Raw genomic sequence first — 16,982 nt, forward strand, 5'->3', positions numbered from 1 at the left:
GTTAATTTATTAATAAGGTTTAATCGTTTTACTCAGATTTTTATTAACTACAGTTTTAAATTTCATTATTTCGATCAAAATTTATTTTCGTGGTATCAATTGATTGTAGTACATTGCACTCAATTAGTAGTAGCCAACCACTAATTTGAAAGTATAAATAATCCGAAGGAAACTAAGTGATTACGCTTTTATTCCTTCGGATTTATTGTGATTTAGATGTCTTGTGATTTTCAAAAACTACAATTTAGACTCATCTGGAGCTTTTTCGTTAATGAAATGTTGATTGGTGTAAACCGTTCTGTTTATTTCATTGTTTTTGAAAACATAGGTGTGTGTAGCCAATGCTTCAATTGCACCGGTATAAACTATGGTGCTACTTGCATCAATATTTAATTGTACATTCCCATTGACAGTTGCTGCCGTTTTATTTAAGTGTAATGTAAATGTGGCTGGAGTATTTGCTCTGTTCATTATCATCACACTTATTGTAGTTCCATTAACAGCCCCGAAAGTTATGATATCTGGCAATGAAGATTTTCCCTCAACGTAAATCCCTTTAAAGTTTTTGGCGATCATTTGCATATGGCGATAACTTGGTCTAGGAGTCATTTTAGCTCCATCTATAGAACTAAAATCGGTGCCTTTTCTGTTGCCGTCATTTTCAAACATGCTCCAAGTCGTGGCAAATGTTGCTCCGTATTTCATACATAAATTGAGTACTCCCCCAAACATTTGTCCGTTTTCCCAAGTGTGAACTTGTGGACCAGCTTTAGCATTGTATTCTCCGATTCCCCAACCTAAGGCATCATCACCAGAACGGTTGTGCATAGCATTAACAAAATCAACTTTGGCTTTGCATTTTATGATTGATTTTTTGAAATCTTCAATGCCTTCGTAAGCCAAATTGATATTCGTTTCCTGAGGATAACGATGCCAACTAATGCCATCACAATAATAATAGTCTTTACCAGGAATTTTGCCAGAGATATCATTTTTTCCACCAAACAAATCGTTCATTGCTTCTTCCATATAATAGCATTCATCGGGGCCATATATTTTGATAGTAGGGTCAACCGCTTTCATTGCCTTTGATCGAGGTTTAAAATACGCTTCCACCATCGCCCCAACAGTTGAAAGTTCTGGTTTGCCGTTTTGCAGCCAAGGTTCATTACCGATATTCCAATATTTAATAGCTTTACCACTAGCCAAATCCACATTAAAATATTTTACCAAATCTGCTGCTGAAGTTGCTAAATCGTATTGCGAAACTTGCATTATAGGTTCGGCGCCCGTGGCTTGAATCCGTTTTACCCAATCTAGTAATTCAGCTTTTGAGGGCATTTCCACGTCGTAAGCGTGCCCACCAATCCGAATGGAAGTCACTCCAGATTGAGCCGTTAGTTCCCAAACTTGAGGAGTTGGATTTTTATACCAAACATTATTGCCGACCAGAATGGGACTTATTTGGATTTCTGAAACCGCTTTTGTGCTTGAATCTTTTTTACTGTTCGGATTTATAATTGTAAGAGATTTATTAGAACAAGAAGTAATTAATATTAGAGTTAATACTCTTAAAAATAAAAATTTATTGATCATAGCTCGATTTTTTTAAGTAAATTTTAACAATAAAACAAGAAATTAAATAAAAAATAGGCCTTTTATTTGAAATTAATCTCATTTTTTAAATCACAGAAAAAGATAAAAGAGGCCAGAAAAATCTAACCTCGATTATCTCAATCAACTTACTAACCAAAATATTTTTAATATCCTACATTAAATCCTGGAGGATTACCCATCAAGTTAATTTGAGTTTGTGGTATAGGCATATTGACCATCCACGGTTTCATATCTAAATGTACTTGTCCAGCTTCAGTACCAGATGTACTAGATCGAAAATATAGATTTTGTCTTTCAACTAATAATCCTAATCTTTTTAACAAAAACCATCTATTATGCTCAAAAGCCAACTCTCGAGCGGACTCATCAAGATAATTATTTAGGGTCCAAGTGGTGATGTCGTTCACAGTTGAAGTACTTGCAGAAAGGCCAGTATATCCTCTTCGTCGAACTTTATTTAAATATTCTAGTGCTTTGACATCATTGCCTAGATAATGCTGCGCTTCCGACGCCAATAGCAATGTTTCGGCAAAACGGTAGTAAATGATATCCTTGTAGCTGTCGTTTGTACCAATCAGTTTTTCTAAATCGTGGTATTTTTTCAAGCTCCAGTGAAATCTTCTTGCATTATCTTCAGGTTTGGTAATAGGCTGTCCAAATCTTGGGTGTTTTGGATTATTGACTGTATATAGCAAATAGCTATCTGGATAATAGTACGTCGAGAATCTTAAATCTTTAGCTTGATCGTAAAGCGATTTTAAGTAATTATTTGGAAAAAACCATCCTAAAGACTGCCCTCCGTAATTGATGTCATTAATTACCTCGAACTGTCCGGCTACCGCACCAGATTGTTTCTCGTACAATCGTTGGCAAAAAACACCAGTCAACCAGGAACCTCCACCACCAGCGAGTTCATTACTAGCTCCCAGCAAAAAATCTTTTTGATAGGCTAACAGTGATTCTTTGTGATTGGCGTTTTGTCCCCATACTTCAGTTAGATTTACTAAGCCGTGTGTGCCCTCTGTGATAATTGCTTCAAATTGGGCTGCTGCGCCTGCATAGTCTTTTTGCCACATAGCTGCTTTACCTCGAATGTGCCTTGCCACACCTTGTCCGTACCGACCTGGTAGTACTTTATAATCTAAATTTGCTACGGCATAGTCAAGATCGTCGTTGATTAGTTTCCAAACATCGGCATCAGTTGCTACTTTGTATTCTACGGGATCATTTAGGTTTTCTGGAGTGGTTGGAATAGTATCAATTAATATAGTATTGTACTGTTCCTTCAAATCCAAATATACTTCGCCACGAATCACTCTGGCTTGAGCAACTAATTTTTTCTTAGCAGTCGCGTCCATTGAGATGGTTCGCGCAGCAGTAATAATAGCTGAGCATCTGTCGATAATTCGATACCCATTAGACCATTTCGAACCTGTAAAATTGGCTGGGGTATGATTTGTGCCGTAGGGTGTGTTCCAGGTCCTATGCAATCCTAAATCCGTGCATGCCATAAAGAACACATTAGCCCACAAATCTGCATTATCGCCTGCAGGTAAATTGTATTGTCGCATGCGGTTGTAAAGTGCATTGACTCCGACTTCGAGCCCCGCGGGGGAGTTGTATATGTAGTCTGTTGAAATTGAGTCTTTCACTGGTTCTGCCAAATAATCTTCGCAGGAAGAAAATGCAAGAGGAAAAATGAGAGCCAAAACAAATAAAAAATTTCTATTTTTCATAATCTTGTTATTTAATTGATTAAACGTTTTAAATTAAGTATTAAAAACCAACTTGTAATCCAAAGACGTAAGATACGGGTTCAGGATAATCAGAAGCATTTTTTTCTGGGCTATACGATTGAAAATCTGTAATTGTAATTACGTTATTGCCTGTTACGTACATTCTAAAATTACCCAGTCCTAATTTTTTAATTAAATCTGCTGGCAAAGTGTATCCCAAGGATATGTTTTGCAATCTGATATAAGAAGCATCTTGCAATCCTATGGTATTCAAGTTTGGTGGGTCGTTACCTACTCTTGGTCTTGGCCAAGTTCCTGATGGATTTTCAGGTGTCCAATAATTTTGTTTCAAGCCATTTTTTATGCCACGCAAGGAGGCACCTTCGTTGTATCCGTATAAAAATGGATTGTCTCTTGTAATCCCTTGCACGGTGTATACATCGGCAGAGAAATCAAAATTTTTGTATTCCATATTTAACGAAACAGTTCCGTACCATTCTGGATATCTCGGGGTTAGAATTCTATCTGCATCTTCTGGTTTAGCTCCATTAGCGGGATTTGCATCATATAGTTTGATATCGCCAGGAATTAACCCTGTACCTGCATCAGCAGGAATAGTTTCTCCCACCTGATATATCCCAATGCCTTTCCATTGCCAGTAGACAGATATAGGTTGTCCAATAAACCATCTGTTGCCTATATCGCTATCTTCAACACCATCACCATCCTTATCACCGTAAAGCGAAACGATTTTATTTTTATTTTTGGTAAAGCTAGCTCCTAAATTTAATTTGAAATCTTTGTTTCTAATTATTTCAGAATTTAAAGTAACCTCAATACCTTGATTATTTACTTCTCCAATGTTTTGATATTGATTCGAAAAACCAGTTGTTTGATTAATAGCGGCATTAACGATCATGTCAGTAGTTTTAGTATCATACACTTCTACCGTTCCGCTCAGTCTGTTTTTGAATAAGCCAAAATCAACAGCAAGGTTCAATTGTGTCGAGGTTTCCCATCTCAAATCTGGAGAAGATAATCTACTACCTGGAATATATCCTGATACTTTCACACCATTGATGATATAATCTCTTTGATCGGCTGTTGCCTGACTTAAATATGGGTTTTCGGGTCTATTTCCTACTTGTCCATAACTGGCTCTTAGTTTTAGGTTATTAACCACTGGTACATATTCTTGCATGAATCTTTCTTTGTGAACATTCCATGCTGCATTGGCGGCAGGGAAGAATCCCCATTTATTCTCTATACCAAATCTTGAGCAACCATCGGCTCTTCCTGATAATGTAAAATAGTATTTATTATCGTAATCATATTCAACTTTTGCCACACCAGACAGTAAAGTTTCCTCTGATCCACTAATATTGGGAGTGTTTAAAAAAGCGGCCTCTAGTCCATAAATTCCAAGAATATCATTAGGGATTCTATCTGCATTATTTTGAAAATTATTGTAGGAAGATGATACCATTTCTTGAACTGCCACAACACCAAAGTGATTCTTATCGGCCACTGCAAAGTTATAGTTGAAGATATTACTCATTGTATATTCAACATTATCTTGAAATTGGATCTGACCTGAACCTTGACCCGCATTTGCTTGACCAGAGACAGATTTTCCGTTGTTATACGATTGTCTTTTGTAATTCCAAGATCTTCGATTGGTATTTAATTTATAGGTCAATCCTTTCGCAAGATTAAAGTCTAGGTATAAATTAATATTGTCATTTCTATTTTGGGTAAATTTAGTAGTTTCATAGATGTCAATTAATGGGTTCGGTGTTTCTTGTATTCCTCCCGGGTTTAAGCGATAGGAACCGTCAGGATTATAAATTTGACCTAATGGTGATGTAGTTATTGAATTGATCAAAATACCATTATCGTCTTTGTTTGGATCGTGTGATTCATCAAACTGAATGGAAGTATTCAATCCTATTTTTAACCAATTGTTAATTTTTTGGTCTACGTTGACTCTCAAGGATACTTTTTCAAAATCAGAGTTGGGTATCATCCCTTTTACATCGATATAGTTAAGGCTAGTATAAATACTTGTGTTATCGGTTGCAGAAGATACTGTTATGCTATGGTTGTTGGTAAAACCAGTTTTGATCATATATTTTTCCCAATCAATGTAATCTCCTGTTTGAACAGAAGGTAATTCTAAACTTGAAAAAACCACATTGTCTGGTTGATAAACGCCATTGTTACTTGTTCTAGCAGCTTCTCTTTTTAATTGAGCAAATTCCTCACCGCTGTAGATGTCAAAATTTCTATTCATAGTTTGAATTCCTGAAAAACCATTATAAGAAATTTTTGGCTTGCCTACTTTCCCTTTTTTAGTAGTAATCAAAATTACTCCATTTGATGCTCTGGCTCCATATATTGATTGAGCAGCTGCATCTTTCAAAATCTCTAGTGAAGCAATATCATTAGCATTGACATCATTGATGCTCCCAATAACAACGCCATCTGCGATTATAATTGGATCATCATTTCCGCTCAAGGTTCTGTCTCCTCTAATTCTAATAGTAGATGAGGATCCAGGCCCGCCACTATTGGTAGTTACTTGAACCCCTGCAGCTTTACCTCTAAGCATTTCGCCAATATCCGATGTAGGTACTTTTAGCATATCCTTAGTTTTTACTGAAGCTACAGAACTGATTACATCAGATTTCTTTTTGGTTCCATAACCTACCACGACTACTTCTTCTAAGGATTGAGAACTAGATTGAAGCACCACGTTTATATTTTTTTTGTTACCTACTTCAACATTAGCATTATCCATACCAACATAGGAAATAATTAAGGTACTTTTTGAAGGAGCATCGATGCTGAATTTACCATCGAAATCGGTTTGAACTCCCTTCTTACTTCCTTTAATAAGAATGTTGGCTCCAGGAATTGGTAATCCTGCATTGTCAACGACTTTTCCAGAAATTAAATTTTGTTGTGCACTAACATTGTTTAAAAAGAGGCACAGAAACAAAATCAGGCTAATTCTTAAAAAGTTTCCTCCAAGAAAAAGCTTTTTTACATGTTTGTTGTTTTTCATTGTTAAAATTTTTATTGTTACTTAGGTTTGGTTAAATAAATCTTTGGTGATTTATAGTGCAAATTTGATTAATTACTGAGGATTCTAGGGGCGAAATTCAGCCGTTTTTAGGGGTACGAATGTCTTTATCTCTTTGTTTACGCCTTTCTAGCCTTTTAAAAATGGAATTCTTGAAAAAAAAGATAAAAATTATACAACACATAATTAAATGGTCTATAATTGGTTTTAATTTATTTTTCAAATGGATGTAAATAAAAAATACTTGCTAAAAAAAACAGCCATTGGCATTTTTTATAACAAGTATTTAATACAGCAAAATGGTTATCTTCCGTAAACTATTTTATTCTGTTTTGGTTTGTTCACTTTTGTATACCGTTGGAGAGAACTTGTAAAGTTTTTTAAATTCCCGACTAAAGTGCTTTCTGTCATTAAAACCTACCATGTAAGTAATTTCAGATACTGGGTAAGTGGAATTCATCAGTAGACTTGCAGCCTTTTTCAATCTCATGTTTTTTATAAACCCAGCTACAGATTGGTTAGTGAGTGTTTGTACTTTTTTATAAAGTACAGTCCTGCTCATTCCAATTTCTTTGACCAAATCGTTGACGTCAAAGTTTGAATTATCTATGTTTGATTCGATAATTTGAGTTAATTTTTTCAAGAATTTGCTTTCGGGCGTATTGATGTTTTCAACTTCGGTATTTTTAATAAATCCTTCACTATATTTTATGCGCATTATTTCTTTAGCCGATAGTAGGTTTATAATTTTAAGTTTCAATTCCTCGATACTGAAGGGTTTTGAAATATAAGAATCGGCTCCCGTAGAAAGTCCTTCAATCCTGTTTGCTGACGATGATTTTGCGGTCAATAAAATGACTGGAATATGATTGGTGTTTTGGCTGGTTTTTAAAATCTTACACAGTTCAAAACCATCCATTTCAGGCATCATAACATCACTAATGATAAGATCTGGAATTTCTTTTTCCATATAATCAAGAGCTTCTTGACCATTGGTGAATTTTAAAATTCTATAATCGTCACGCAAAATATCATTAACAAAAGACAAGACTTCTTCGTTATCATCGATAATAATCAAGGTCTTTTTTGAATTGCTATTTTCTTCATCAAAAGGTACCGCCTCTCGGGGAATAATTTCTGTTTTAATATCCGAAATAGGATTCGCTAAATCAGTTGTCGTGATTTCGTTTTCTACAATTTGTGATTTTTTGAAATGGTCTTTTCCTTTTTTCAAGGTAATTATAAATATAGTATTGAAATTTGGATCTGTTTCAGTTTGTACTTTTATTTCACCGTGATGTAACTCTACAATGCTTTTGCTCAAAGCTAGACCTATTCCGCTTCCTAAGTTTTTACTGCCACGATCGTCTAGTTGAAAAAAGTTTTTAAATATTTTCTTTTTCCTATTATCGGGTATCCCAAGACCGTTATCTTTTATTTTGATATCAATTGTATCTGAATCACTATCTTTTTGATCTACCGATAAAGTAATTTTGCCGTTTTTAGCAGTAAATTTAAAAGCATTGGCTAGTAAGTTATAAATTACTTTTTCCATCTGGTTTTTATCAAAATAAATCATACTAGTGTTGATATTCAAGACAAATTTGTAGTCGATTTTTTTCTCTACAGCAAAACCACGGAACGATTCGTAAATATCAAAACAAAAAGGAACGATATCCTGTTGTTCACAATATATTTTCATACTTCCTTTTTCGGCCTTTCTAAAGTCCATGAGTTCATTGACCAATTTCAATAATCTATCCGAATTATTTTTGATGGTCTTTAATTTATTTTCGAGATTAGAATTTTTTTCAGCACCGGTAAGTAGTTCTTCAACGGGACCACTTATAAGGGTTAAAGGGGTTCTGATTTCATGAGAAATATTGGTAAAGAAATCCAATTTCATTTTGTACAATTCCTCTTGTCTTTCTTTTTCAAGATGCTCTAAATATAAAGCTTGTTTCAATTTCTCTCGATTTCTGATAAAACGATTGAGGTAGAAACCAGTAGTAATGAGTAAACATAAATAGAATAGGTAAGCCCACCATGTTTTCCACCAAGGTGGGAGCATCGTAATTTTTAAAGTTTTAATATTGGGATTCCATACGCCATCTCCATTTGATGTTTTAATCATCAATTTGTAAGTCCCTGAATTTAAATTGGTTAAATTTACAACGTGTTGACCACCGATATCGTGCCAATCGTCTTTATTGAAAGTACTTTCTAGCTTGTACGCATATTTATTATTTTGTGGATTTACAAAATTCAAGGCACTGAACTCAAGCCCGATATATCCCTGACCATAACTCAAGCTAATTTCTGAAGTTTCAGTTATATAATTATCCAAAGGAATTTTTTTGTTACCTGGTTTTATTTCTTCATTATTGACGATAAGTTTGGTAAATATTATTTCGCTTTCATTTTGGGTTTTTATCAATTTTAATGGATTGAAAATGATGACCCCCTTTGAAGAGCCGAATACTAGCTGATCAGTACTCAATTGCAAACTGCAATTATTTGAAAATTGTTTTACTTTCAAGCCATCTTTAGCCGAATAAGAGGTGATTTCAAAATTAGATATATTAAAAACAGGTTTGAAAATCTTTGTTTTTATTCGATATAACAGATCATTATCACTAACCCAAATATCGCCATTAGAATCTTCCGATATACTTTTTATTGTTTCGTTGGTAAACCCCATCGATTGATTGATTCCATAAAATCGTCCTGATTTTTCATCGAATAAGTCCATTCCTCCGCTTTCGGTGCCAATCCAAAACCTTTTTTTTGAATCAGTGAAAATGACTGTTAAGCTATTGTTTGATAAGCTCAATTTTCCTGCAGTTCTATATGTTTTTGTAACTTTTTTAGATTTTTTATCAAAAAAATTTAATCCATACTGTGTTGCTATCCACAAGCCGTTATTTCTTTTGGCTATATCGGTTATAAAGTTATCACTAATAGAACTTTGCTTACCATCAGCCGAGTAGCTTTCGACTGTTCCATCTTGCAAAACTCTTTTGATTCCACTTCCGTTGGTTCCAACCCAAAGGTCTCCATTGTCCATTATTAAACAAGTTATGGGTCGTTCTCCACTTTTGGAATCCTTTTGCGAAAGCGGTATTTTAGTAAATTTTTTATTGTTTTTATTGAATTTAAACAATCCGTTAAAGGTTCCACAATACAAATTTTCTTCATTCTGATGAACAATGGCCGTAATGGTATTGACTGTTTTTTCATTATCAAAATAATCTATAGTATAGACATAGCTTTTGTTGTTTTTGAAGTCTAAATAATTCAATCCACCTCCATTCGTTCCAACCCATAAGGAGCCATCAGCTTCTTTGGCTACCGCATTTACCAATCCATTGTTTAGCCCAAAATTGGGTTTTATGGTTTCTCTAATATTAATAAAATTGGCATTTGCTTTTTGAAATAAGTTCACGCCACCGCCCGTTGTTCCGATCCATATATCGCTTCGTCGGTCTTTTAGGAAACATTTTAAATCGTCGTCAGACAGACTGAAGCTAGTTAGCGGGTTGTGTTTGTATTTAATAAATTGATTTTTATCTTTTTTGTAAACGCAAAGGCCATTTTTAGTGGCAAACCAAATGGTATTGTTATCAATAGCCACGATATCATTGACCCAATTAGATGATAAACTGTTGTTGTTGGAATTGTGTAAATAATTGGTTAATAGATTTTTGGATATTGAATACTTAAAAACGCCGTTGGTTTCTGTTGCAAACCATAAATCCCCATTTTTTTCTCTAATCACTTTCCATACCTTAGCTTTAAGAAAAGATGCGCTGTTTGTTAAAATTTTTGGTAAGTTTTTCTGAGCACCTGTTTTTGGATCAAAACATTGCAGGCCCTTAGATGTGCCAACTAAAACGCCATATTGAGGATCAAAAAATAAAGAGAGAACCCGGCTAGTTTTGAATGGGGAATTGGGATCATTAGAAATTTCTTTCAATAAATATTTTTCTTTATCGAGGCGTTTTACCCCTCCAAAAGTTCCAATCCATATTCTATTATCAGCATCTTGTATGATGGAGGATATATAATTTCGACCCCCTTTAATGGGAGGAATATCTACGCGTGTAAAATTATTTTCTTTTTCGTTAAATAAATTTAAACCATTATTAGTTCCGATCCACAAATTCTTTTCATTATCCTCTAAAATGGCATTGATGTGGTTGTTACTGATGGTTTTCTGATCGTCTTTGTTGAGGATATATCTTGAAAAATTGTATCCGTCATAATTTATCAAACCATTGGCAGTTCCCATCCAAATAAATCCTTTTTTGGTTTGATGAATGCTTGAAATCATGCTTTGTGAAAAACTCTCATCATAATTTATATGCTCAAAGTACAAATCATGTCTTTGAGCATGGGAACGAAAGGAATTGGTGATTAATAGAAGGCTGCTTACTAAGAATAAACTAATGTTCTTCATAAAAATAAAATGAATTTTTGGCACTTAAATTACGTCTAATTCGAATCCAATATTTAAAAAGGATGATCGCCGATGAATAATTTAATGCAATGCAAGGTAAATCTAATGAAAATAAAACAATGTCTCTGTTTTTTCTTTTTAAGGGGTGTATTTGTCCTTTTTTATATGATTTTTTGGGTGTTGAGCCCTGTAATTGGTAACTTTCAACCAATACCCTTCAATGCACAGATTGGTACAATAAGCTAAAAAAACCTTTGTGAAATTAGAGATTACAACTCTCTTATAATAGTATTTATTGAAGAAATGGGGCAATACTACAAATTCAAATTGCCAATCTAACATTTGATTTTGTAGTAAAGTAAATTTCAAGAAATAGGAAAAGCTGCTATCAAATTTAAAAACAGATCGCAGCTTTTATATCAAATTCCGTTGGTAAACGCGATATTTAGTCTATTTCAATATGTTATTTATTCTGTTGAGTTCTTCATTTGTAAACGAATAATTTTCAATGCAACGTATGGAGTCTAAAAGTTGTTCCGATTTGCTTACGCCCACAAGAACAGAAGTAATCCGTTGGTCTTTCAATATCCAAGCCAAAGCCATTTGTGCTAGGTTTTGTCCTCGTTCAAGTGCTACTTCATTTAATTGTAGCACTTTGTTGATCCTCTCCTCCGAAACCTGACCTTCTTCGATGGCACCGTTACCACGATTTCTAGCAGCTCTTGAGCCTTCTGGAATGCCCTTAAGATATTTGTTGGTTAATAATCCTTGAGCAAGTGGTGAAAACGAGATACAACCTACCTTTTCCTCTTGTAATAAATCCAATAATCCATCTTCGACCCAACGATCAAACATCGAATATCTCGGTTGATGAATTAAGCAAGGCGTACCTAATTTTTTTAGTATTTCAAATGCTTTGGCAGCTTCTTCGGGTTCATAGCTAGATATTCCAACATATAGTGCTTTTCCCTGACGTACCATCAAATCTAGTGTTCCCATAGTTTCCTCAAGGGGTGTTTCGGGATCTGGGCGATGGTGGTAAAAAATATCCACATAATCCAGCCCCATTCTTTTTAGACTTTGGTCAAGACTCGCTACCAAGTATTTTTTGGATCCCCAATCTCCATAAGGACCATCCCACATACCCCAACCGGCTTTGGTTGAAATAACCAATTCATCGCGGTAAGGTATGAAATCTTGTTTGAATATTTTTCCGAAGTTTTCCTCTGCAGAACCCGCTGGCGGACCATAATTATTGGCTAAATCAAAATGGGTAATTCCATTATCGAAGGCCACTTGCAAAATATTTCGAGCATTTTCGTAGGAGTCGATTTGGCCAAAGTTGTGCCATAGACCAAGCGAAATGGCAGGTAATTTTAATCCACTGTTACCACATCTTCGATATTCCATTTTTTGATATCGATCTGGGTTTGCTATGTATTGCATTATTATATTGTTTTAGAAATTAAATAAATAAATGAGATTACCGGTAAATGTATTAATACTGTTCTGCCAAAGCAAGTGCTTTGACCATTATTTCAAGATCAGTTGTACCGCGGAAACCGCTAAAACCAGCTGAAAGTTTTTTCCCGTTTTTCATAACAAGAGGTTGCCCGCCTTCCCATCCAATCAGATCAGGAGCAAGAATACCATTTGCATTTTCATCTACCTCTTTTGTAAAAACCATTCTCTCATATTCACCTGTTTTAACTCCTGTAAGCCACACTTGGCTGGCTTTTGTCCAAGCAAGTTTGTAGGAATTTCTTAGACTTGGTTGATTGGTTCCAAACATTTTTCCGTATACGTTTTGATTTTCATCAATGATGCAGACGGCTAGATTTCCGTTCGAGATATTTTTATCTTCATCGATTTCTAAGTAAGTAGGAATTAGTTTTTCAATTGAGCTGAAAATATGGTTTATGATTGCTAGCATTTCTTTGTTTTCCATTTTTTTAAGTATTTTTTTAAAGTGTTTACATCTAAATTTTTGTTGTTGCCTCAATTGTATTTTCAAACGAGCGTTAGCTAATGGTCCATCAATCCCACGAACAAATTCTCGCAGTTTTATGGCAGACCTTATATAAACCGTAGCGACTATCATTAAAAAAACCCTTTTTGCTATTATCTAATTACAAAAAGGGTATTTATAAAAGTTTAAATTATTGCTATTTCATCATTTCAACAACAATATTGTTCGTCGATAAACTGTACGTTATTTTGTCGGGTGAAGATATAAGTCCAAACCAGCCTCTGTCATCCCAAACTGAAAATGACATATTATTAGCTAAAGTGGTTGTTTTCACCGTACGATAATATTCATAGACTACAGACGTATTTCTTGCAGCCGAAGTTCTTCCCACTCCAAATTCACCATAATTAATAGGCACTCCTAAAAGTGTTGAATGTACAGCGACTTTATTTATGGCAGCAGCAATGGATGTTGCTCCAGGATAAGCGGAATCGGCTCCCGTTTCTCCACAAAAAGCCCAAGGATCGTAAGTGTGCACTTGAATAACAAGATATTTATCGGTTCCACCGCCTGGAAGATCTGCTTTGGTTGGATATACCTCTTCAATCATTCCCTGATTTCCTTGGCCGTTGGGTTCCACCATGATAATTCGAGTTGCGTTTCCGCCAGCAGTAGCCCTAATGGCATCATAACCAACTTTGTTGATTTGTCTTGTAAGATTAAGTGCTGTAGTACTGGTTGGTTGTGGGAATGAAAAACCTGCTTCAGCTCCCCATTGCCCCATGGTGCCCTCTGGCTCATTCAAAATATCAAAAATTAACTTATTGGAATAATCTTTAAAATAGGTTGCAATATCGCTCCACAAAGTTGAAAATTTTGTATTGTATGTTGCCGAGCCATCATAATAATCTTTTAACCAATGTTCGTGGTGCGTATTGATCACAACATATAATCCTTTGCTAATCGCGTAATCTATCGCTGCTTTTAATTCAAGAAAACGGGAGTGGTTAAAATCCACTTTACCAGTTCCTGTATTAGCTAGCGTAGAACCACTTACACTTTGCATCCAGCTTACCGGTATTCGTACATGCTTCATTCCTGCAGCTGTATAAATATCGATAATAGATTTAATTGAGGTAATAGACGTTGGATTTGCTCCATTGTCGAAAGTATTTCCCAAATTGAATCCAGGTCCCATTGCTTTAGTGATATCGATTGCTGTTACCCCCCCTTGAATGGTAAGCGTAATTGTCGTAGATGCACTGACTGATTTTCCGGAATTAAATGCAGTAACAGTAGCGGTAAATGTATTAGTACCAGCAGTAGAAAAAGTATAGGATAATTGTCCATTAGTCATTGGCAATGTTTTTCCTTCGACCGTTATTTGAAATGTAGTAGCGTTAGTGGCAGTTGCTTTAAATAGTACTGTTCCGCTTCCATCACCACCAGGATTAGCTGTCGTTGCGCCAGCAATTTCAGTTGTAATTAAAAGATTGGATGGTGTTTTGGTATCTGTAGTAGGTAGAGAATCACCGCCACTACTGCAAGAATTTAGGATAGCTGCGAGACCTACTAGAAGGTAGGTTAATTTTTGAATGATTTTTTTCATAGATTCAAATGTATTAATAATTTTTATTGGTCATTTATTAGATTTGCTTCTTAGTATTTAAATGCTAAATCAATTAATTTAATCACAAATTTATTCGGTTTTCATTGATCTTAAAACAGTAAATAGCAAATAAGGACGTTTGTTATATGATTTGAGGACGTTTATTACATCTGGTTTTATGTTCGGCTGTTTTTTGCTATAGAATATTTTCTAGTTTAAGGTATTTATGATGAACATGATTAAATTAATAAAGTCATAAATTAGTTTTTTGGATTGTGACTCTGAATAATTTATCTCAAAAAGTGGTAGTATAGGAAGTAGTACTCAACTATGTGTAGTTGAAGCCCAAATCAAAATAAAATCAGTAATTAGCCAAATTTTTTGTAATTTGACTTAAAAAGTACGTATAAACCCCTAAAGAAAAATTATAAGAATCCGTTGTGGCGCTGTATTTTTTAAAATTTGTATCCCAATACGGATCTGTACACCAAAAGTAAAATTAAAAGAAACGGATAACAAATGTAGATCTGAAACGCTTTGCAAAGATTAAACGGCAACTTTCCAGTGCAAGTGCTCCCTGAGTGGCTTTGCATCGAACATTAATTTGAGGATTTGTAAAAAAGAAATAATGTTGAAACAAAAGAATTTAAAGTTCGTCAATAAAAAATTAAAAATGAAAAAGATTATTTTATGTTTTGCCTTAATTATGGTAGGAACCATTATGGCTCAAGAGGTACCATTAGTAACCAATGTTTTTGCTAGAAATAACATCAACCTGAATGGGAAGTGGAATTATGTTGTTGATCCATTGGAGAATGGTTATTATGACTATCGCTTGATGCCTTTTCAAACCAATGGTTTTTTCGAAAATAAAAAATTTAATACCGCAGAATTACAAGAATATGATCTTGATACTTCGCCTTTAATGGATATTCCTTCAGATTGGAACAGTAAAGACAACAGGTTGTTTTTTTATGAAGGAACTGTGTGGTTTAAGAAGGATTTTGTCTACAAAAAATCGGCTTCAACCAAAGGAATTCTTTATTTTGGAGCAGTTAATTATGATGCCAAAGTTTATGTCAATGGCAAGTTAGTTGGTAACCATGTTGGTGGATATACGCCTTTTAATTTTGATGTAACCAATGTTCTGGTAGATGGAAATAATTTTGTGGTTGTCAAAGTGGATAACAAACGCCATAAAGACAACGTTCCTACCGTAAATATGGATTGGTGGAATTACGGCGGAATTACGCGTGAAGTTGTACTTTCTCAAGTGCCAATTACCTATATTGAAGATTATTTGGTTCAATTAGATAAAACTAAGGAAGGTGTTATTTCAGGATGGGTAAAACTCAACTCAGTCGTTGCAAAACAAACAATAACCCTATCAATTCCGGAGCTCAAAATTAAAAAACAAGTTGTTACGGATTCGAATGGAATGGCTTATTTCGAATTAAAAGCGAATCCTGTTTTATGGACACCTGAATCGCCTAAACTGTATGATATAAGCATTAGCAAATTTGATGATAGTATAACAGATGCTATTGGTTTTAGAACTATTAAAACTGTGGGTAAAGAAATTTTCTTGAATGGGAAAAAAGTTTTCTTGCGCGGTATAAGTATTCACGAAGAGGCTCCTTTCCGCCAAGGAAGAGCTTGGTCTAAAGAAGACGCTATTACTTTATTAACTTGGGCCAAAGAATTGGGCTGTAATTATGTTCGTTTGGCTCATTATCCACACAATGAGACAATGGTGCGTGAAGCAGAAAAAATGGGATTGATGGTTTGGTCGGAAGTTCCTGTTTATTGGACTATTTCTTGGACAAATACAGATACTTATAATAATGCTGAACGCCAATTGCACGACATGATTTATAGAGATAAAAATCGTTGCGCAGTTGTGATTTGGTCTATTGCTAATGAAACTCCACATGGCGATGACCGTGATATATTCTTGAGTAAATTGGCAAAATATGCCCGCACACAGGACAGTACTCGCTTGATAAGTATGGCGATGGAAGTAACAAAAAGCAATAATAATATCAATACACTTAAGGATAACATGAGCGATTTTGTAGATGTCATAAGTTTTAACTCCTATTTAGGTTGGTACAGAGGAACCAATGAATCTTGTAAATTGATGCAATGGGTTATTCCTTACAACAAACCAGTTATTATTAGTGAGTTTGGCGGGGAGGCTTTACAAGGATTGCATGGAGACAAAACGAAACGTTGGACAGAAGAATATCAGGAAGAATTATACATACAAAACACACAAATGTTTGATCGTATAGATGGATTGGCGGGTATTTCTCCGTGGATATTGGTTGATTTTAAATCGCCCAGACGTCAATTACCTAGAATCCAAGATTTCTTTAATCGTAAAGGGTTAATTTCCAGTTCGGGAATAAAAAAGAAAGCTTTTTATGTAATGAAAGATTGGTATAAAAAAAAGGAAATGGAATATAAATAGTTCAATTTTTAAAAGAATTTTCATGATATCTTAC

General features: G+C 34.7%; 8 protein-coding genes. 1 reads left to right on the forward strand and 7 read right to left on the reverse strand.

Features of this window, described 5'->3' with window-relative positions; genetic code table 11:
* Window positions 1-237: 237 nt before the first annotated feature.
* The 7 genes from E1750_RS16880 to E1750_RS16910 all read right to left on the reverse strand — a co-directional run bounded on the left by E1750_RS16880 (window position 238) and on the right by E1750_RS16910 (window position 14,475).
* Window positions 238-1,596: a hypothetical protein gene (locus E1750_RS16880; RefSeq protein WP_133277893.1), complete on the reverse strand. Its 1,359-nt coding sequence runs from the start codon at window positions 1,594-1,596 to the stop codon at window positions 238-240.
* A gap of 164 nt (window positions 1,597-1,760) precedes the next feature.
* Window positions 1,761-3,353 (reverse strand): RagB/SusD family nutrient uptake outer membrane protein, encoded by a 1,593-nt coding sequence (locus E1750_RS16885; RefSeq protein ID WP_133277894.1) that lies wholly within the window; start codon window positions 3,351-3,353, stop codon window positions 1,761-1,763.
* Between the two features lie 40 nt (window positions 3,354-3,393).
* Window positions 3,394-6,420: a SusC/RagA family TonB-linked outer membrane protein gene (locus tag E1750_RS16890; protein WP_133277895.1), complete on the reverse strand. Its 3,027-nt coding sequence runs from the start codon at window positions 6,418-6,420 to the stop codon at window positions 3,394-3,396.
* A gap of 340 nt (window positions 6,421-6,760) precedes the next feature.
* Window positions 6,761-10,897, reverse strand: coding sequence for a two-component regulator propeller domain-containing protein (locus E1750_RS16895; protein ID WP_133277896.1), 4,137 nt, complete (start codon window positions 10,895-10,897; stop codon window positions 6,761-6,763).
* A gap of 450 nt (window positions 10,898-11,347) precedes the next feature.
* Window positions 11,348-12,343 (reverse strand): L-glyceraldehyde 3-phosphate reductase, encoded by a 996-nt coding sequence (gene mgrA / locus E1750_RS16900; RefSeq protein ID WP_133277897.1) that lies wholly within the window; start codon window positions 12,341-12,343, stop codon window positions 11,348-11,350.
* A 52-nt stretch (window positions 12,344-12,395) separates the two neighbouring features.
* On the reverse strand, window positions 12,396-12,998 hold the full coding sequence (locus tag E1750_RS16905; protein WP_227873920.1) for a VPS52 family protein: 603 nt from the start codon (window positions 12,996-12,998) through the stop codon (window positions 12,396-12,398).
* 64 nt (window positions 12,999-13,062) lie between these two features.
* The gene (locus E1750_RS16910; RefSeq protein WP_133277898.1) at window positions 13,063-14,475 is read right to left on the reverse strand and encodes a glycoside hydrolase family 5 protein; all 1,413 of its coding nucleotides are present in this window, start codon (window positions 14,473-14,475) and stop codon (window positions 13,063-13,065) included.
* Window positions 14,476-15,148: 673 nt separating this feature from the next.
* Between E1750_RS16910 and E1750_RS16915 the strand changes: the two genes are divergently transcribed.
* Window positions 15,149-16,948 carry a glycoside hydrolase family 2 protein gene (locus tag E1750_RS16915; protein ID WP_133277899.1) on the forward strand — a complete coding sequence of 600 codons (1,800 nt, stop codon included), beginning with the start codon at window positions 15,149-15,151 and terminating at the stop codon, window positions 16,946-16,948.
* Window positions 16,949-16,982: the final 34 nt, after the last annotated feature.

It is taken from the genome of Flavobacterium nackdongense, assembly GCF_004355225.1.
Taxonomy (GTDB): domain Bacteria; phylum Bacteroidota; class Bacteroidia; order Flavobacteriales; family Flavobacteriaceae; genus Flavobacterium; species Flavobacterium nackdongense.